Source organism: Maritalea mobilis, from assembly GCF_004363175.1.
Lineage (GTDB): Bacteria > Pseudomonadota > Alphaproteobacteria > Rhizobiales > Devosiaceae > Maritalea > Maritalea mobilis.
Genome location: NZ_SNYR01000003.1, coordinates 220,386 through 238,401, shown reverse-complemented (window position 1 = coordinate 238,401; position 18,016 = coordinate 220,386). Strand labels below are relative to the sequence as shown.

General features: G+C 50.3%; 18 protein-coding genes, 1 tRNA gene and 1 riboswitch. Of the genes, 12 read left to right on the top strand and 7 right to left on the bottom strand.

The window, feature by feature from the left end; translation table 11 throughout:
* The first annotated feature begins 122 nt into the window (after positions 1-122).
* Positions 123-359, top strand: coding sequence for a DUF1858 domain-containing protein (locus ATL17_RS13790; RefSeq protein ID WP_246028727.1), 237 nt, complete (start codon positions 123-125; stop codon positions 357-359).
* Between the two features lie 24 nt (positions 360-383).
* Here the strand turns inward: ATL17_RS13790 and ATL17_RS13785 are convergent, their stop codons facing one another.
* Entirely contained in the window at positions 384-1,088 is a 705-nt protein-coding gene (locus tag ATL17_RS13785; RefSeq protein WP_133573402.1) for a Crp/Fnr family transcriptional regulator, read from the bottom strand.
* A 96-nt stretch (positions 1,089-1,184) separates the two neighbouring features.
* Here ATL17_RS13785 and ATL17_RS13780 point away from each other — a divergent pair, with 96 nt between their 5' ends.
* Together ATL17_RS13780 and ATL17_RS13775 are read left to right on the top strand one after the other, a co-directional pair.
* Positions 1,185-1,634, top strand: a complete 450-nt coding sequence (locus ATL17_RS13780) for a pseudoazurin (RefSeq protein WP_133573401.1) — start codon at positions 1,185-1,187, stop codon at positions 1,632-1,634.
* 68 nt (positions 1,635-1,702) lie between these two features.
* Entirely contained in the window at positions 1,703-2,908 is a 1,206-nt protein-coding gene (locus tag ATL17_RS13775) for an NnrS family protein (protein WP_133573400.1), read from the top strand.
* Here the strand turns inward: ATL17_RS13775 and ATL17_RS13770 are convergent.
* The 3 genes from ATL17_RS13770 to ATL17_RS13760 form a co-directional block, all read right to left on the bottom strand.
* Positions 2,905-3,840 (bottom strand): formylglycine-generating enzyme family protein, encoded by a 936-nt coding sequence (locus tag ATL17_RS13770; protein WP_133573399.1) that lies wholly within the window; start codon positions 3,838-3,840, stop codon positions 2,905-2,907. The two genes, ATL17_RS13775 and ATL17_RS13770, sit on opposite strands and share 4 nt — an antisense overlap.
* Before the next feature lie 74 nt (positions 3,841-3,914).
* Entirely contained in the window at positions 3,915-5,021 is a 1,107-nt protein-coding gene (gene nirK / locus ATL17_RS13765; protein ID WP_133573398.1) for a copper-containing nitrite reductase, read from the bottom strand.
* 196 nt (positions 5,022-5,217) lie between these two features.
* A complete protein-coding gene (locus tag ATL17_RS13760) occupies positions 5,218-6,144 on the bottom strand; it encodes a DMT family transporter (protein ID WP_133573397.1) in 927 nt (308 codons plus the stop codon).
* Between the two features lie 106 nt (positions 6,145-6,250).
* A riboswitch (FMN riboswitch) is annotated at positions 6,251-6,402 on the bottom strand.
* A gap of 175 nt (positions 6,403-6,577) precedes the next feature.
* Between ATL17_RS13760 and ATL17_RS13755 the strand changes: the two genes are divergently transcribed.
* The 3 genes from ATL17_RS13755 to ATL17_RS13745 all read left to right on the top strand — a co-directional run bounded on the left by ATL17_RS13755 (position 6,578) and on the right by ATL17_RS13745 (position 9,536).
* Positions 6,578-7,345 (top strand): hypothetical protein, encoded by a 768-nt coding sequence (locus tag ATL17_RS13755; RefSeq protein WP_133573396.1) that lies wholly within the window; start codon positions 6,578-6,580, stop codon positions 7,343-7,345.
* Positions 7,346-7,400: 55 nt separating this feature from the next.
* Positions 7,401-8,582 (top strand): BaiN/RdsA family NAD(P)/FAD-dependent oxidoreductase, encoded by a 1,182-nt coding sequence (locus ATL17_RS13750; RefSeq protein ID WP_133573395.1) that lies wholly within the window; start codon positions 7,401-7,403, stop codon positions 8,580-8,582.
* Positions 8,583-8,750: 168 nt separating this feature from the next.
* Positions 8,751-9,536 carry a DUF2189 domain-containing protein gene (locus ATL17_RS13745; protein ID WP_133573394.1) on the top strand — a complete coding sequence of 262 codons (786 nt, stop codon included), beginning with the start codon at positions 8,751-8,753 and terminating at the stop codon, positions 9,534-9,536.
* Here ATL17_RS13745 and ATL17_RS13740 read toward each other — a convergent pair.
* Positions 9,525-9,977 (bottom strand): GNAT family N-acetyltransferase, encoded by a 453-nt coding sequence (locus ATL17_RS13740; RefSeq protein ID WP_166639047.1) that lies wholly within the window; start codon positions 9,975-9,977, stop codon positions 9,525-9,527. The genes ATL17_RS13745 and ATL17_RS13740 overlap by 12 nt on opposite strands.
* Before the next feature lie 114 nt (positions 9,978-10,091).
* Between ATL17_RS13740 and ATL17_RS13735 the strand changes: the two genes are divergently transcribed.
* The 3 genes from ATL17_RS13735 (at position 10,092) to ATL17_RS13725 (ending at position 14,901) form a co-directional block, all read left to right on the top strand.
* Entirely contained in the window at positions 10,092-10,976 is an 885-nt protein-coding gene (locus tag ATL17_RS13735) for an alpha/beta hydrolase (protein ID WP_133573392.1), read from the top strand.
* 63 nt (positions 10,977-11,039) lie between these two features.
* Positions 11,040-13,658: an autotransporter family protein gene (locus tag ATL17_RS13730; RefSeq protein ID WP_133573391.1), complete on the top strand. Its 2,619-nt coding sequence runs from the start codon at positions 11,040-11,042 to the stop codon at positions 13,656-13,658.
* Positions 13,659-13,716: 58 nt separating this feature from the next.
* On the top strand, positions 13,717-14,901 hold the full coding sequence (locus ATL17_RS13725) for an MFS transporter (RefSeq protein WP_133573390.1): 1,185 nt from the start codon (positions 13,717-13,719) through the stop codon (positions 14,899-14,901).
* Positions 14,902-14,918: 17 nt separating this feature from the next.
* Here ATL17_RS13725 and ATL17_RS13720 read toward each other — a convergent pair.
* Positions 14,919-14,994 (bottom strand) — tRNA-Thr (locus ATL17_RS13720).
* Positions 14,995-15,360: 366 nt separating this feature from the next.
* Here ATL17_RS13720 and ATL17_RS13715 point away from each other — a divergent pair.
* Together ATL17_RS13715 and ATL17_RS13710 are read left to right on the top strand one after the other, a co-directional pair.
* Entirely contained in the window at positions 15,361-15,804 is a 444-nt protein-coding gene (locus ATL17_RS13715) for a MarR family winged helix-turn-helix transcriptional regulator (RefSeq protein ID WP_133573389.1), read from the top strand.
* A gap of 16 nt (positions 15,805-15,820) precedes the next feature.
* Positions 15,821-16,537 carry a deiodinase-like protein gene (locus ATL17_RS13710; RefSeq protein ID WP_133573388.1) on the top strand — a complete coding sequence of 239 codons (717 nt, stop codon included), beginning with the start codon at positions 15,821-15,823 and terminating at the stop codon, positions 16,535-16,537.
* A gap of 8 nt (positions 16,538-16,545) precedes the next feature.
* On the opposite strand, the gene ATL17_RS13705 is transcribed toward ATL17_RS13710, so the two are convergent.
* A complete protein-coding gene (locus ATL17_RS13705) occupies positions 16,546-17,121 on the bottom strand; it encodes a TetR/AcrR family transcriptional regulator (protein WP_133573387.1) in 576 nt (191 codons plus the stop codon).
* A gap of 79 nt (positions 17,122-17,200) precedes the next feature.
* Here ATL17_RS13705 and ATL17_RS13700 point away from each other — a divergent pair, with 79 nt between their 5' ends.
* Positions 17,201-18,013 (top strand): CPBP family intramembrane glutamic endopeptidase, encoded by an 813-nt coding sequence (locus tag ATL17_RS13700; RefSeq protein WP_133573386.1) that lies wholly within the window; start codon positions 17,201-17,203, stop codon positions 18,011-18,013.
* Positions 18,014-18,016 lie beyond the last annotated feature (3 nt).

The following is an 18,016-nucleotide window of genomic DNA, read 5'->3' as shown; positions in this document are numbered from 1 at the left end:
TCGCCAATTTTTGGTCGCGTCGTGACAGTAAAGGGGCGGCGCGCACCTTGTTTTTATTTGCGCTGGCGCAAAGTTGTATCGGCAATCAACGTTTAATGTGATGAGATGAAGGGATTTGTCTCATGATGTTTGCATCGTCAACGCAAAGCGCAATTGATCCAGATATGAGCCTCGACGAAATTATGCGTCGTTGGCCTGCAACCGTTTCTGTTTTTATGAAAAACCGTATGTCTTGCGTGGGGTGTCCCATTGCAAGCTTCCACACGATTGTGGATGCGGCGGAAGAATATCATTTGGATGAAAGCCAGTTTGCGGAAGAGTTGGCTCTCGCCCGCGACGGCTCGGCTAAACGATTTTAGACCATAGGCTTATGGGCATTGAATTTAATGACCTTGGGCCAATAGCGCCAATTTATGTGCTTCTAACACTTCGATCTTTTGTCGGCCCACCTGCATCAACCCCTTGCTGCTCCATGCGCTGAACAAGCGTGAAACCGTGTGCAAGGTGGTGCCTGTCATCTCTGCGATGTCTTGTCGGGAAACCGGGAAATCAATCAAAATGCCCTGTTCAGTTTTCACCCCACATTGATGGGTGAGGCGCATGACGGCGTGGGCCACGCGGCGTTCCACCTGTTCGGTAGACATTTCAACAATGCGCTCTTGGGATTGGGCCAAACGTTCGCCGATGGATTTATAGGCATTTTGAATGAAGCGCGGATGCTCCACCAAAAATGAATCCCAAAATTTATTGTCCCATAAGATCGCGACGCAATCGACCAAAGCGCGAGAGGTGGCGGGATAGTTTTTTTGCGCGATGGCTGGCGCCACGCCAAACAATTCCCCCACACCAAAATGCCGCATGATCACTTGTGATCCATCTTCGGTGGTTTTGCTGACTTCTAAATAGCCATCCAACATCAAGAAAAAATGTGTCGCTGGCTCGAACTGATCAAAGAAGTGATCGCCCTTTTTATAATGTTTGGCCGTGCCTTTTTCCAAGATGTCGGCAATTGCCTCCTTCTCCATATCGAGAAAGAGGGGAAAGTCGGCCACAAGGCTAGGATCGATCTTAGGTGCTTTTTTTTGCATGGTCGTTCGTTTGTTTGATCTAACGCAAATAACCAGTTTTCCAGATCAGTTACAAGGTTGGTCAACGCACAAAGGAATTTTTGAAAGGAAATCAAAATGAAAAACGGTTTCAAAAAAGCAATCGCTGTTTTCGGTCTTGTCGCTGCAACTGGCATGGTGCTTAGCCCAGCCTTGGCTGAAGAGTTTGAAGTGAAAATGTTGAACAAAGGCGAAAAGGGCACAATGGTTTTTGAACCTGATTTCATTGCTGCTCAGCCTGGCGACACCATCAAATTTGTGCCCACAGATAAGGGCCACAATGTTGAAAGCATCAAAGGCATGTTGCCTGCTGGCGTTGAAGAGTTCAAAAGCAAGTTCAATGCTGAATATGTGCTGACTGTGGATGAAGAAGGCGTTTATGGCGTGAAATGCACACCACACTATGCCATGGGCATGGTGGCGCTGATCACTGTTGGTGAGCTGGGCAATTTGGACGAAGCCAAAGAAGCCAAGCACAAAGGCAAAGCCAAAAAAGTGTTTGCTGAATTGTTTGAACAAGTTCAGTAAATCCAGATTTTTGGGGCGGGCGAAGATAATGCCCGCCCTTTTTGTATCTACTTGAAGGATTTTGGAAAATGGCTATTGCGCGTACGCAGCCTTTTGAGGGCCCGACCTTGTTTAGCTATGGTTTTCGCCCCTTTTTTTTGTTTGGGGCCTTTTACGCTGGGCTGACCATTTTAATGTGGGTGCCGTTTTATTTAGGTGACATAGATTTGCCGCTGGCGATGGGGCCGGCCGACTGGCACATGCATGAAACTTTGTTCGGATTTGTGCCAGCGGTCATCGCTGGCTTTTTATTGACCGCCGTGCCCAACTGGACCGGACGACTGCCCGTGAATGGGCTGGCCTTGATCGGTTTGGTGTTGGCCTGGGTGTTGGGGCGCTTTGCCATCAATCTATCCGCCCTGTTGCCCATGTGGATGGTGATTGGTTTCAATCTTTTGTTCCCCGCCTTGTTTGCCGCCGCGGTTTGCCGAGAAATCATTGCAGGCAAAAACTGGCGTAATCTCAAAGTGTTGGTGATGTTTGGCTTGTTGGTGCTGGCGCAATGCTGGTTCTATTGGGCATGGGCCAATGGAATGGACGTGAAGCCTGCCGCCTATTTAGCGCTTGGCGTGGTGCTGATGTTGATCATGCTGATTGGTGGACGGATTATTCCCAGCTTTACCCGCAATTATTTGGTGAAGCAGAAAAGCGAAACTTTGCCGCAGCCCTTTGGGCAGTTTGACAAAATGACCGTGCTGGCGAGTGCCTTGGTGCTGGTTGGCTTTGTATTGCAAAGCACTGGGCTATTTAGCTTACCTTTGGTTTTTGCCTTCGGTTTTATGCTCTTGGCAGGCTTGCATCTGGTGCGCCTGTTGCGGTGGCATCCTGAGCTGATTTGGCGCGATGGGCTGCTGCTTGTGCTGCATGTGGGTTATGGCTTTTTGCCGATCGGTTTTGCCTTGATGGGGGTGAGCCTGCTTGATGACGGGCTCGTGCCGTTGGTGGCGCCGATTCATGCGCTTAGTACCGGGGCGGTGGGCCTGATGATTATTGGCGTGATGTGTCGCGCAACGTTGGGACATACGGGATATCCATTGGTGGCAACACAGGGCACATTGTTGCTGTTTGTCGCGGTGTTGGTTGCGGCGATTTTGCGGATTGTTGCGGCGTTTGATCTTGAGATTAACGTGATGTTGATGCGGACATCTCACCTGCTTTGGGTGGCAGGTTTCTGGGGATTTGTTGGTCTTTATGGCGGCAAGCTTATGCGCCCCAGAGCGGCGCCAAGGCGCTAAGCTTTTATTGAAGACCCGAAGGGCCATAGGCGGCGAAGAAAGCTGAAAAAGTCTGGCTTGTCGCCGCCTTTGACCAAGCGAATGCCCAAATGATCGGGCGGATCGCCAACGGTGCACCCGCCGCCTTGCGGGTTTGAAATAAACACAGACAGATAGGTGCGGTGTGCGCCTTCAACCACGCGGGCGCCACAGCTGATGGCTTTTGACTGGCTGTTGGTGGCGTCCACATTGATGCGTTCGTAGCAGGTTGAGGTCCACACCCAGACATTTTCGGCCACATCATTGATGCCCAAGCTGTTGGCGCCGAACAGGCCAGCTGGCCTTAAGCTCTGGCTCGGTGTTGTTGATTTGCTTTTTGATTTGGCCCGGTATTCAGAAAGCCAAGCCACGGCGGGGTTTGTGGGGTCGGATTGAATATCTTTTTCAGGGTCGTCATATTTTTCGCCTGCAAATTGTGCCCACTCCAATGCGGTGGGCAGCCGCCAATTTTCTCCGGTTTTGGCGCTGAGCCATGCTGCATATTTCTCTGCCATCTCATAATTGATGCCCACCACGGGGTGATCGTCGATGGGTGTCTTGATGGTGATGGCGGGCGGGCAATAGGCGTCCAAAACGCATTGGCGATATTGGGCGTTGGTCACCAGATTTTTGGCGACGTTGAGCGGGGTTTGCACCTTGGCGTGCACCAAGGGAGAAATTTGGGGCAATTCATTTTCAATGTAGCGCGCTGGGTCTCGATATTCGAAGGTGCGCGGTGGAATGGTGATCAATTCGGGCGCTTCAATGGTCGCATCATAAGTGGCGGCGGAAAGCGCTGGGCCAGCTGCTTGTTGTGGCGCGGTTAGGCTTTGCAAAAGCCAAAAGCTCGCCCCAGCCAAAAGCATGACGGGCAAGATGACAGAACCAGTATTTTTGAAACGATCAGTGGTCATTTCACCACTCCTTCACCCAAAAGCCCGGCCAAGTGGGAATTTGGCCGGGCGCTTTGTTGTGTTATTTGGCCAACCTATTTGGTGATTGGGCCTGGGGCGCTGACCTGTTTCATCAGATCATCATTCCATTCACCATCCACAAGGATGTGTGCGGTTGCACCCAATTCCACGGCTTCAATCAGATTGTGGTTCACATAAGCGTAAACACCGGGCTGCAAGAATTCATAGAATGCGGCCCCTGCTGAACCACCGCGGATGAACCATGTTTCAAGGTCTTTTTCAGGTGGGTTGTTAAACTTGCCTGTTTCCCAAACATAGTCACCATGGCCACCGATCAAGTGTGGACGTGTGTCGCGGTTGGCTTGTGAGTGCACAATCAGCACTTTCTCGCCCACTTTGGCTTTCAACGCATTGTCACCTGTAAGAGCGCCTTTTTTGCCATTGAACACCACATGGGTTGGGATCAAGCCGCGCATGGTTTCAATTTGGTCTGAGAAGCTCTCAGATACGGTTTCATATGTCTTATATTCGCCATTCTCATCGCGTGGGACATAGAAATCCTGCTCGCCAATGATGAACACTTGGTCATAGCGCAATGGGTTGCCTTTATCGTCCTTCAGGCCATCGCGTGGCAGCACCATAATGGTCCCATTCATGCCTGATACAACGTGCCAAGGGATCATAGAACCGCCTGGGGCGCAGTGATAAACAAAGGTGCCGGGGCGTGTGGCTTTAAAGCGCAACACAACTTGTTCGCCAGGGGCAACTTCTGTCAATGCACCGCCGCCCAATGCGCCTGTTGAGGCGTGGAAGTCGATATTATGCAGCAACTCGTTGGTTTCTGGGTTGATGAGGGTCAACTCAACATAGTCGCCTTCATGCACCACCATCATTGGGCCGGGCACAGTGCCATCATATGTCATGGCGTGGGTTACAGTGCCTTCATCATCCAATTCCCAAACTTTTTCCTGAATGGTCATTTCGAATTGGATCACTTGTGGAGGACCAGAAGCAACTTGCTCATGCTCATGCACAAATGGAGGGGGCACCAATTTCACTTTTTTGCGAGGCATCTCGTCAATATTGTCAGCCGCAAGTGCTTGCGGCGCCAAATTGGCCACCGCTGTGAGGGCTGCTGCTGTGCCGAGGGCTCCGAATATTGTTTGACGACGGGTGACCATGACGTTCTCCTTTAAGATCTCATTTGTTGGTCTTGATGAGGAGAAGGTAGCTTCAGGAAGTGATCGCTTCTTTGTGCTAGATCAAATAAAAAGGCTCAATTTTTCGAAAAATAGTGTCTAATCAAAAAGATAACACGTGTTTTATTGATCTAGATCAATAAAGGGGGCGTGCGACCCCCTTTTTTCTTTTGCAGGTTTATGGCTTTTGCTTGGCTTCACGCTGGGCAATGTAAAGCGAGGCCACAATGATAAGTGCGGCACCTACCCAAAGGTTGCCGGTTGGCACCCAGCCAAATACCAAAAGGCCGCCCAACACGTTAAAGGGCAGTTTGAGATGGTCGAAGGGCTGAACATAGGCCGCGTCGGCAGTTGCATAAGCTTTGGTGATCAGGAATTGCGCGATCGCCACCAAAAGGCCTGCAGCGATGATGTAGATCAGCGCGCTATTGTTGGAGATCATAAAGCCATCCAAAAGGCTCATTTCCGCATTGCCCTGCGTCGCCATAAAGGCAAAGAGCGCATTGGCAGGGGTGGTGAGCAATAATAGATATAGCGTGATGGAATCGGCTTGCTCAGTTTTGGTCAGCTCCTTGGTGAACAAAGAAGTGATGGCCCAAAATAGCGCTGCGCCAACTGGCAGCAATGAGTTGACGGTAAAACCTTCAGCCCATGGTTCCAAAATCACCATGCCACCAATAAAACCCACCAAGGTGGCTGCCCAGCGGGCAGGGCCCACCTTTTCACGCAACACCAATGCCGCGCCGATGGTGACAAAGAAAGTGGAGGTCATGATCAAGGCAATGGCCTGCCAAATGGGCACGCCTTTTGCGAGGCCGAGCACCCACAATTGCACCCCGATTGACGCTGAAATGACCCGCAAAATATGCATGATGGGGCGTTCTGTTTTCAGCGCGCCTGATCCCATTTTCAGCACCAGCGGCAACATGATGACAAAGGCCAGCAGATATTCCCAAAATGCAGCAGCTGTTGACGGTGTGCCGTGGGTTAAGGTGGCCAATTGGGTGAGCGAATTGACGGCAGCAAAGGCAATGCCTGCGCCAACCATATAAAGCCCTGCCAAGATTGCCGGGTGACGCAAAGAAAGAGTTGCGGACTGATCCATGTGTCGAGTTCCTTTCCGAACCGATATGAATCAGGGCGTGATAAGGGAGAACCGAACAGAAAAGTCGTGTATGCACGCCAAATGGGCGTAGCATTCTTTCTGTTCGACTTCTTCTCTTCCATCCGGACTATGACCGTCGGCTTCGGGTTTGCACCGAATCTGCTTGACCCTTTCGGCATAAACCAAAAGGCGCTCGCGGGCTGATGGATTGCTCCATTTACCGCCGGTGGGGAATTTCGCCCCGCCCTGAGAAGTTTGTACCTTTGGACCATTCCAAAAGCGTGCTGTTTTTAGCATGGGGATTTAAATTGTGGCAAGCAGATATGCAATCAGGGAAGAATAATTGAGATTATGCAGGGACTTAGACTTGACAGTTTCGCCATGGGCATCATGATCACTTCGATCATTTAACCAATATTTCGAGAGATCTCTTATGAAGGGTTTGAATATACTTTATGTGGCCGCTTGGCGCATTTTTACGAATTTGGGGGTAGCGTTTCGGCTGAGTGCCGCTTGGTTAGCCATAATTGGTGTGCTTGGTGTTATATCGATTGGTCTTTCAGGGTCTTCATTCATATATATCGCGCTTGCCGTGTTGTTTATTGCTGCAATATATATTGGCTGGCACCGTTTCTGCCTATTAGGGGAAGAGCCAAAAAGCTGGCTTTATATGCCGCCGACGGAACGCACCACATCTTATATACTTACCAGCATAAAGCTTATATTGATCGCCATTATTGTTGCGGTTGTTGTTTTTGGTGTGATCTTTGCCATTCTCTCAATTTTTTCTTTTCTTTTAATAAGCGCATATGGTGCAATCTTTGCGGCCATTCTTCCTTTTATTATTCAGGTGGTAATTGGTGCCTATCTTGCTGGTATCGCCCTTATATTGCCCGCCTCTGCGTTGAAGAGGCCGCTTACACTTAAGCAAGCCCATGCATCGACGATGGCAAATTTTGGAACCCTGCTTGTGCTGAGTATTGGTTATACGGTGCTGAGCATTCTTTATAGCGTATTGTTAAATGTGTTTGGACTTGTAAATACGCCGGGCCCCTTGGATTTGAGCTGGATTGTGTTTCTCATTTTTGTTGTGTTTACAGCTTGGTTCTCTTTCATTTTTGGCATTGGCTATATTTCAGAGCTTTATGGCACATTGGTGCTTGATGAAGAGGCGCCAGTTCAGGCTGAGCCAACACTCTAGATTGCCAAGGGTTTGATTTCCGCGTAAGGCTCGCTTCAACTAAGGAGTGAGCTTTTTGCGTAAAGTGGATGTGTTGATTATTGGGGCTGGGGCCGCTGGCATGATGGCGGCGGCGGAGGCTGGGAAGCGTGGGCGCAGTGTGGTGCTGGTGGACCATGCGAAAAAGGCCGGCGACAAGATCCGCATTTCTGGCGGTGGGCGCTGTAACTTCACCAATGTGAATGCGAGCTACAAACAGTTTTTGAGCGAAAATCCACGCTTTGCGATCTCGCCCCTTAAGCGCTTTTCAGCGCAGGATTTTATTGCCCGTGTGCGGGACCGGAAAATTACTTTTCACGAAAAGACCTTGGGCCAGCTTTTTTGTGATGACAGCGCACAACAGATTATCGACATGTTGTTGGATGATTTGCGGGCGGCAGGTGTTGAGCTGAAGCTGCAAACAACGGTGCAGCATGTTGAGAAAACAGACAATGGGTTTGTTGTTGAGCTCGACGGGGAGCGCGTTGAGGTTGAAAAACTGGTTGTTGCCACAGGGGGTAAATCTATTCCCAAAATGGGGGCAACGGGTTTTGGCTATGATCTGGCCAAGCAGTTTGGTTTGCGGTTGGTGGAAACGCGCCCGGGGCTGGTGCCGCTGACTTTTGATCAATCAACCTTGGAGCCTATTAAGGCGTTGGCCGGGGTGGCTATTGATCCTGTGCAGGTGCGACATGCAAAAACCCGATTTGATGAAGCATTGCTGTTTACCCATCGTGGATTAAGCGGGCCCGCCATTTTGCAAATTTCCTCCTTTTGGCGGGAGGGTGATCAAATTGGGGTGAACATGCTGCCGTGCGATGATGTGTTTGCGCTGTTGCGGTTGGCGCGGCAGGAAAATGGCAAACGCGCCGTGCAAACAATTCTCAACGCATTGCTTCCCAAAAGGGTGGTGGAGTTTTTGCTGGCGCAGCAAAAACTTTCCGGCAATTTGGCGGATTTGAGCGACAAGAAATTGCGCAATTTGGCGCAGCAAATTCAGGACTGGCAGGTGAAGCCCACTGGATCTGAAGGCTATCGCACAGCAGAGGTGACTCTTGGCGGCGTAGCCACCGACGAATTGGACAACCGCACCATGGAAGCGAAGAAGGTGGCGGGCCTATATTTCATCGGCGAAGTGGTGGATATGACCGGCTGGCTGGGTGGTTATAATTTCCAATGGGCATGGTCTTCCGCCTGGGTGGCGGGGCAGGCGCTTTAACCACACCAGCTTTAGTGCGGGATGAGTCTGAATATTTCTATTATTGATTGCCAGCCAGCGTAAACCTTGCTTTGATGGCAACAGGGATGATGCTGACCAAGCGTTTGTGTGGAGGCGCAAATTTGGATCAGTGAGAGCGTTTTCGACTCTATTCGGTTGGGGGGAGACATGACCGAACAAACTGAAACAATTCAGCGACCTGGTGGCTTGCCGCAGGTCAATAAAATTAGTTTTGCTGATGTGGGCCAAGCGCTCGGCCAAGGGTGGCACGATTTTATGCGTGCGCCGATTTACGGATTAATTTTTGGCGGTTTTTACATTGTCGGCGGTTTTGCCATTTGGGCTGCGCTTTCCATTTACGACATGCCATGGATGATCATTCCCATTGCAATTGGTTTTCCATTGCTGGGGCCTTTTATTGCCGTTGGGCTTTATGAAGTGTCGCGCCGTTTGCAAGCGGGCGAACCTTTGAAAATGGGCGAGATTTTTGCGGTGATGTTTCGGCAAAAGGATCGGCAGTTGGGCTGGATGGCCTTTGTTGTGCTGTTTATCTTTTGGATTTGGGTTTATCAGGTTCGGCTTTTGCTGGCGCTTTTTCTTGGCTTTAAAAGCTTTTCGTCTATCGGCATGTTTGTGACAATTATTACTACCACATCTGAAGGGTTTGGCTTTTTGGCCGTTGGCACGCTTGTGGGCGCAGGGCTCTCTTTCGTTTTGTTCGCCTCGACGGTGGTGGCCATGCCACTTTTGCTGGAGCGTGAGCTGGATTTTGTTTCGGCCATCATCACCAGCTTTAAGGCTGTTACGAAGAATTTTGTGCCAATGATCGGCTTTGCAGCGGTGATTGTGCTGTTCACCTTTGTGGCTATGGCGCCCGTGTTTTTAGGGCTGGCATTGGCCTTGCCTGTGTTGGGGCATGCCACATGGCATCTTTATAAAAAGCTAGTGGTTTAATCTAAGGGTAAGGCCCGTTGCTTCAACGGGCTTTCGCCCCTGAATTTTGCCTTTGGTGCGCTTGTGTACTGCAAATCCCATAAATTCATATAGGCGCTGCGCGCGCTGATTGCCTTCGAGCATTTGAACGTCCAAAGGTCGTTCAGTGTGGACCAAGATATGTTTGATCAGTTTTTGGCCGATCCCCTGGCTGAAATTGTTCGGGTCGACATAAAGCCAAGTGAGTTGGCGAGGGCGATAGGCAGCGAAGCCCAAAATGTTCTCTGCCCGGGTGGCGACGATGATCTTGTTGGCAAAAAACCCTTCTTGATAGGCGCATTTTTGAAAGGGCGCGAAGGCGGCTTCTGTAATTTTTGCGCTGGCCAGTTCGATTTGGCGTGCGGCATCGTGAATGGCACAGAGATGTGGCCAATCGGGTTCGACGTAAGTGCGGATCGTCACCGGCGCATTCATGGGTGAATTGAATATGATTTTCCGCTTTTGCGTCAAGAAGCGGCATTTAAACGAAACTATTTTGGCACCTAATGCGTATCTGACAGGACAATAGGAGTTAATGTGCGCATTGTGATTTGGTTTTTGGTGATCTTAGTGGCCGTGATTGGCGTGCTGGCATTTGTGGCGCTTTATCCACCTGCGCGGGATAAGGCGTTGGTGGCGATGAGCCATGCTGCAGCCTATCCTTACGAAGAGGATGTGCGCGAGATCAGCTATGGGCCATTGGCGCGGCATCGGCTTGATTATTATCCCGCAAACCCTGCTGAGCTAGATCAGAAACGCCCTATCATCCTGTTTTATTATGGCGGCGCTTGGCGGGCGGGCGAAAAGGCATTTTATCATTTTGTGGGCACGCGCTTGGCGGCGGCCGGCTATGATGTGGTGATCCCTGATTATCGCTTGTTTCCCGAGGTTCAATTTGAGGGCTTTATGGAAGATGCGCGGCTGGCCTATGGATGGGTTTCTGCCGAGATGGCGCAAGCCGAGGGACGAGAAATCATCGTGATGGGCCATTCAGCAGGGGCGCATATTGCTGCATTGATGGCTTATGGCGCAGATTATCGCCCTGAAGAGGCGTCGCGCCCTGCAGCATTTGTGGGCCTTGCTGGGCCTTATGCGTTTGATCCGAAAGATTGGCCCAGCACCAAAGAGATTTTTGCAGACGTTCCAGAAGCAGATTTGGCCCGTCCGGTTTATTTTGTAGATAACCAAAGCCCGCCCAGCCTTATGTTTCATGGTGATCGTGACGATGTGGTGAAGCTATGGAATCAAGAGGAATTGGCTGCGGCGTTGGCGCAACATGATGTGGCGCATGAAAGCGTAATTTTGCCTGAAACGGGTCACTATAAGATCTTATTTTCCTTCAGCCGCCCCTTAAGCGCTGAAATGGGCGTCATGGCGAAGATTGACAGTTTTATCGAGCAGTATATTTCGCGTGTGAAATAATCTGCGCGTGCGTTGCAAGTCAGCCTGAATTCCCCTACAAAAAGCGCGTTGGGGGAGAAATTTATGCGCATGCGTTTAACATTTGGCTTGGTGAGCTTGCTGGCTGTTTGGGGACCAACCCAATCCGCAATGGCGCAAACCGCAATTCCCCCGAGTGCAGGTCCGTGCACAGTGAATGGCAGCACAGCCATTTGCGAAGGTGATCTTTCAGCTGGCGTCAATGTAGATGGGTCGGTGATCGATCATCTTATCGTGCAAAACCTCACGCAAAATATTACGCCTGCTTTTGACGTTGAAGCCATTGATTTTCGTGATGGCGGTGCCGCGACAGGGGTTACACTTGACGTAGATCTAGGCCGTTTTGGCGTTAGCGTGGACAGCGAGCCCGCTGTTTATATCGAAGAAGATGGCATTGGCGATGTCTTGGTGAATTTCTTTGGCGACATCACGGCCACGGGTCCGCGTGGCGGAGGTATCATTATCCTTGAAACCGGGGCGGGCGGTATTTCAGTTACGCATGAGGGAGATATCACCACCGATAATACGCCGGGAGATGCGATTTATGCCTCTTTAAAAGATGGGGGGAATGTCACCGTTCAATCGATCGGTAATTTAACAACAACTGGCGATATATCCGCCGGTATTTTTGCCGATAGCTTTGACGGTGCAGGCGATATTCGCATCATACATGAAGGCGAGATTGTCACCTCTGGCAATGGGTCTGATGGCATCCAGGCTGAAGCGGTGGATGAGGGTGATATTTATATCGATCACAAAGGGGCCATTGAGGTAACCGGATTGAGTGCATATGGCATTTATGCGGATACCGAAAAGGGCATGGTCAATATTTTCAATGCGGGGAATGTTTACGCGGATACTGGTGAAGGCATCGCTGGCTTTTCGCGGACTGGTGATGTGGTGATCAGCTCAACGGGCGATATTTATGGCGGCCTGTGGGGGATTTCCGGTCAAGTGGAAACAGGCAATGTTCTGATCAATAGCGTTGGTGATGTGACCGGTGATCAGCGTGACGGCATTGAGGCCTACACTGAGGGCGGCAATATCTTAATTGCCTCAACCGGCAATGTTGTTTCGAACAATGAAGAAGGCATCGATGCCGAAATTGTGGATGGGGATGGCAACATAAATATCAATGTGCGGGGCAGTGTGACAGCGGAAGATGAAGCTGTGGATGCCAGCATTAAAGGAAGTGGCAATGGCAATATCACCATCAATAGTAATGCACTTTTAAGCAGCAATGATGTGGGTATTGATGGGGCTGTGGCCAATGATGGGGTGATCACCATCAATAATTTTGGTGATATTGATAGCACCAATGTGGGCCTGCGCGCGGCGCTTGGCGGAAGGGGGCAAATCTATATTGCTAATCATGGCGACGTGCTGGCTGATGTGGCCTTGATGGTGGATGAACGTTTTGATGTTGCGCCAGTGCAGGTGATGAATTCTGGCCGCTTGGAAGGCACTGGCGGGCATGCTGTTGATTTTCGCAGTGATGGCAATGATGTGCTGAATTTGCTGAATGGGTCGATTGTGATCGGTGCCCTTGATTTCGGCAATGGCAATGATGGTGCAGGGGGTGCCAACCCAGATGATATTGATGTGTTGAATATCGAAACGGGTGTGAGCGCCGTACTGGATTTTGCCGACACCGGCGGCACAGGTCAGGGCGACACTGATTTGGAAAGTGCGCCCGAGATCATCAATTATGACGGGTTCAGCATTTTGCTCAATGGCGGCACGCGGCTTGCGACCATCGACCCAACTATTTTTGCGCAACAAGATCGGCTTTTGTTCAATTTGAACAATTACTCGCTTGCGCAGGCCAATGGCGCGAAAATTGGTGTTGCACCTGACCCCGATATGGCGACGCTTTGGGGCAAGCTTTATGGCGGTGTTGGGCATGTGGCTGAGCGGACAGGCACATCAGCATTCCAGAAAACGGATTTCGGGTTTATTGGCGGCTTTGAGAATGATTTGAACGCGACAAGCACATTTGGTCTGATTGCTGGCGCGGGCCTTTCAAATTACACCGTTGGGGCGAACAGCGATCACACGGGCGCGGAAAGCTTTTATGGTGGGGCCTATTGGCGCCAGCAATTTGATGAATTGATCATCTCGGCGCATGTAACCGCTGGTGCGATTTCCAATCAAACAGAGCGGCATGTGAATGGCGAGGTGGCTAACGGTGCGTTTTGGGGCCAGTTTTTTGCGCCCACATTGGCCGTAACCATGCCATTGGACGCGCTGGATCAGAATGGTTATTTCAAAGCGCAAATTGGCTATAGCTTTATGCAGCTTGATGGATATGACGAGACTGGTGGGCCAGCGCCCCTTGCGGTCGATGCGCGGCATGTTTCTAAATTGAGTGTGCGGGGTGAGGTGGGTGCGCCCATTGAGATGGGCGGCATGCAGATGAACTGGCGTGCAGGCTTGGACGGCGTTATTGATGCAGGCTCTTCACAAGTGAACGCCACCTTGTTGGGAACTGATGTGAGTTTTAATGGCAATCTGGCCAATGGCGTGTCTGGATTTTTTGGGCTTGATGCGCGACATTCATTTGCGGATGGGCGCGGGGAGTTGACCCTTTCTGGCGAACTCGCTAGCTCCTTGGCTGGAGATTTAAGCGCAAAAGCATCGGCTAAAGCGGCGGTGAATTTCTAAGCCGCTCAGACGGCTTTATTCGCTCGTCGATTCTCTAGAATCATGATATTTGTTGCGAATGGTTCGCAACATTGTCTTGTTCCCTTGGTTCAAATTTGCTCAATCGCTGATTTTTTGGCAGGCGACATGGTTCCTCTTTTTTGAGCGTAATCTATCGGCTGCGGAAGCGATATTTCTCTATGTGATTTACGATATTGCGACCACAGTGCTTGAGGTGCCCTCCGGCTACATGTCTGATCGGTTGGGGCGCCGCTTAACCCTGATTGCGGCGGCTTTAGCTGGATTGGCAGCGGTGCTGATTTTGGTTTTTGGGGAAGGCTTTTCTCAATTTATGTTGGCCAATTTGCTGCTGGGGGCCAGTGCGGCCTTCGCCTCTGGTACAGACAGCTCCTTGCTATATGAAAGTTTGAATGCGGAGGGGCGGGCAGACGAAATTGAACAGGCGGAAATGACAGCCTGGCGATTTGGTTTTACCGCACTTGCTCTTTCTGCCGTGACAGGCGGCGCAATGGCGCTTTTTGATGAAGCCTTGCCTTGGGTGGCCACGGCCATGGCGAGTGTGGTGCTTTTGGGCATAACCTTGTTTTTCCGCGAGCCGCCACACGGCAAATCTGTGTCCTATCGGGAGAATTTTCGCGCACTGTGGCAAAACTTTATGCACCCCACATTGATGTGGCTGCTGTGCCTGACGCTGCTTATGTATGTGTTTAGCCATTTGCCCTTCGTTTTTGGCCAGCCATTTATTCGTGAATCTTTGGCTGCGATGGGACATGCGGAACAAACACCGCTTGTTTCCGGGGCAGTGACATTTTTGATGATGGTGATCTCGGTAGGATTTTCGCTTATGGCGGGGCCCTTGCGGGAGCGGTTTGGGCTAAGCGGCATATTGTTGTTGGCCTTTGGGCTTCAAATTGGCCTTACCGTGGCGTTGGCCACGTCGAACAATCTATTTGTTATCGCGCTTTTATTTTTCCGCATGGTGCCCGACTCGCTGTCACGGCCCTTTATTCAGGCGCGTATTCAACCTTTGCTGCACGATGGAACGCGCGCCACTTATCTCTCGGTGCAAAGCCTTGCGGGCCGGTTATTGTTTGCAATTACCCTCAGCATTGCGGCGGGGCAAACAAGTGGCGATACCACAATGCCTTATGCAGATATGCAGATCATTCTTGCGGTTTATGCGGCGATTGGGTTGGTGTTTTGGCTGGTTTTGGCGCGCACAACAAAACGTGCAAAAATTTAAGTGCTGGCTTTAAGACATGGTGCCGCTGATAGGACTTGAACCTACGACCCCATCATTACGAATGACGTGCTCTACCAACTGAGCTACAGCGGCCTCATTTATTTTTAAAACAGGGTGGGCGGCGCGGACAAGAATTTTGTCTGCTTCTCTAAATTTCCGGTGCCAGAAATGAAAAAGGGTTGCGCGGGAATGTCCCGGCAACCCTTCGTCGATATATATCAGCATAAAGGAGCTTTTGCGCCTTTTGGCTGCTTGGAAGAAGATGTTAGCGGCGCGTTTGCTCCTCTAACAGCACCTCACTTCCAAAGCCCTTTTTCTGATCTAGATATCGAATAGACAATGGATCACCTCCTTCCGAATTGTTGAAACTATTTAAGATTCTGCGCCTCAAATTTGAATCGGTCAAGCGCAAAATGCACTATTGATTGTATAATACAATTATTGTATATTGCACATATTATGATGAATTTTGAAGATATACCCCTGCATTGGGTCAATCGTTTGAGCTTTTTAACCCGGCGCGAGTTGGGGCAAAAATTTGCATCAGCGGGACATAAAATTTCGGCTGAAGAATGGGCCGTATTGTTGATGTTGTGGCAAGAAGATGGGCGGCTGCCCAGCGCGATTGCCGAGCTGACATTTCGCGACCGCACAACAGTGACACGCTTGTTGGACGGCATGGAAAAAAAAGAAATGATCCGCCGGCAGGCAGACCCGCGCGATCGCCGGAAAATGCGGGTGTTTCTGACGGAAACGGGGCGCGCGCTGGAAGCGATTTTAAAGCCAATCGCGCAGGAATTGATTGCCCAAGCACAGCAAAATTTAAGTGTTGAAGAGGTGGCGCAGCTCACATTGTTGCTGCGCAAAATGACGCAAAATCTAACGCCAAATTCAACCCGCTAAACAGAGGAGCGGAAAAATGAGCGACTATAATTATCACGAATTTTCAACCGGCGATTATGATTTGGATAATTTCCGTGGTCCAAAGGTGGGACAGAAAGCACCAGATTTTGAGTTGCAAGATGTGAATGGCGCGCCGCGTCGTTTACTGGATTTTGACGGTGAGTTTCTTGTGTTGGAACTTGGTTCTATCACATGCCCGCTGTTTCAAGGACGGCGGAAAAGCATGGGGAATTTGAAGGATAAGTTTCCACAAATTGACTTTGCAATTCTCTATGTGCGTGAGGCCCATCCGGGCAAAAGCATTGGCGCCCATAAAAGTTATGAAGAAAAGCAGGGCGTCGCCCAACGACTTTGCACGGAGGATGGCGAACAGCGGACCATCTTGGTGGATGATTTGGAGGGCACCGCCCATGGTGCCTATGGTGGTTATCCAAATGCGGTGTTCATCATCAATAAGAAGGGCTGTGTGGTGTTCAATGCGGATTGGAACAATCCGGAGGCGACAGCAAAGGCGCTGAAATTGCTGCTGAAAGGCAAGCCAGCCAATGTGAAAAGCTATTTCAAGCCAGTGCCTCCGCCCATGGTGGCGCGGACAATGAGCCGGAGCGGCAAGGGCTCGTTTCTTGATTTTATCAAGGGGCTGCCCGTGTTGATTTGGAAAAATCTAATTCGGCGCAACTTCTTGCTGTTTATCAATCGGCGCAATGCGGTTGGGCCAAATGTGGATTGCTAGGCGCGGACTTATTGAGTTCCAGGGAAGTCCAGCAATTTGAGGATTTTGGCGAACTCTATATCTGCTTGGGATTGGCTGCCGGGTTGCACGCGGCCAATCTCTAGAAGCTTGCTATATCCATGTACGAGTGACCAAATCGCGATTTCATAAAAATGTTGGTTGGGGCCCGGGAAGTGCTGTTTGCAAAGTGCAGTTAAAACATCCCGAGAAGCTTTGGCCGCATCATCACGCGCCGGGTCTGGTGCAAATTCTGCGGGTGGCACAAACATCAAGTTAAATAAATGGCGGTATTGCTGAGAAAATTGAATATAGCCCTGACAGATCGCGAGAATTTGGCCGTTTTTGTCTTTGGGTGCTGCGTCCATTTCGTCCCGCATCATTTGGGCAAAAATTTCATGCCCCCGCCCAACCATGGCGGTTTTTAACCCACGCAATCCCGCAAAATGGTGGGCGGGTGCCGCATGAGAAACGCCAGCCAGTTGTGCGCATTTTCGCAAGGTCAGAGCTTCTGGTCCGCCCTCCAAAAGTAGTTTAAGGCCAGTGTCGATCAGCTTGTCTCTTAAGGATATTTCAGATTCTTGCATTTCAATTACCTTGTAGCTTGACACTGTCAAGTTGAAGTCCCATCTGTGCCGTATCAATTATGGTTCTAGGGGACAACCGATGAAGATTGACGAAAATTTTGTGCGTGCAAATGATGCGCGTTTCGAAGACGAACAATATAGTTTGGGCAAAATCATTCTGATTTGGTTGGCCGTTGCTGTGCCAATGCCCATTGGTGCATTTGTTTTAAGCCCCATGCTGGCATCCGGGCAGATGTGGGACATTGGCTTGGTGATTTGGAGCATGATGATCGCTGGCATGGTGTGGCAGTTTATCTTGTCGATCATCCTGTTGCGACTGGAAAATGTTCCATTTAAATGGTCGGCATTGAAACAACGCTTGTGGTTGGAAAAGCCAACCGATCCCAAAACGGGTAAATCAAGTTACAAACTGTTTTGGTGGCTGATCCCTGCCTTTTTATTTTACGCAGCGATTGAGATGTCGCCATTTGAAGCAATGGTTGCTGATATGGTGACATGGCTATTTCCCTTTTTGGAAAAATTGCCTTCCATGGACATTGAATCTCTCGCCCGGCCTGAGTTTGCGGGGGCATGGTGGCTGATGGGGATCGCAATTATATCGAGTATATTTAATTATTTCCTCGGTGAAGAATTGTTGTTCCGCGGCGTGCTGCTGCCGAAGATGAAGGGGGCCTTTGGCCGTTGGGACTGGGTGGCCAACTCGGTGTTGTTTGCGTTTTACCACCTCCATCGCCCCACCCAAATGTTGGCTTTTGCCATTGGTGGCTTAGCCTATAGTTTGCCTTCGCGGCGTTTCAAAAGCATCTGGTTTGCCGTGATCTTGCACGGGCTTGAAGGATTGCTTTTGCTGGGCGGCGTATTTGCTGTTGTGTCGGGTTTGGCCTTTCCATAGCCC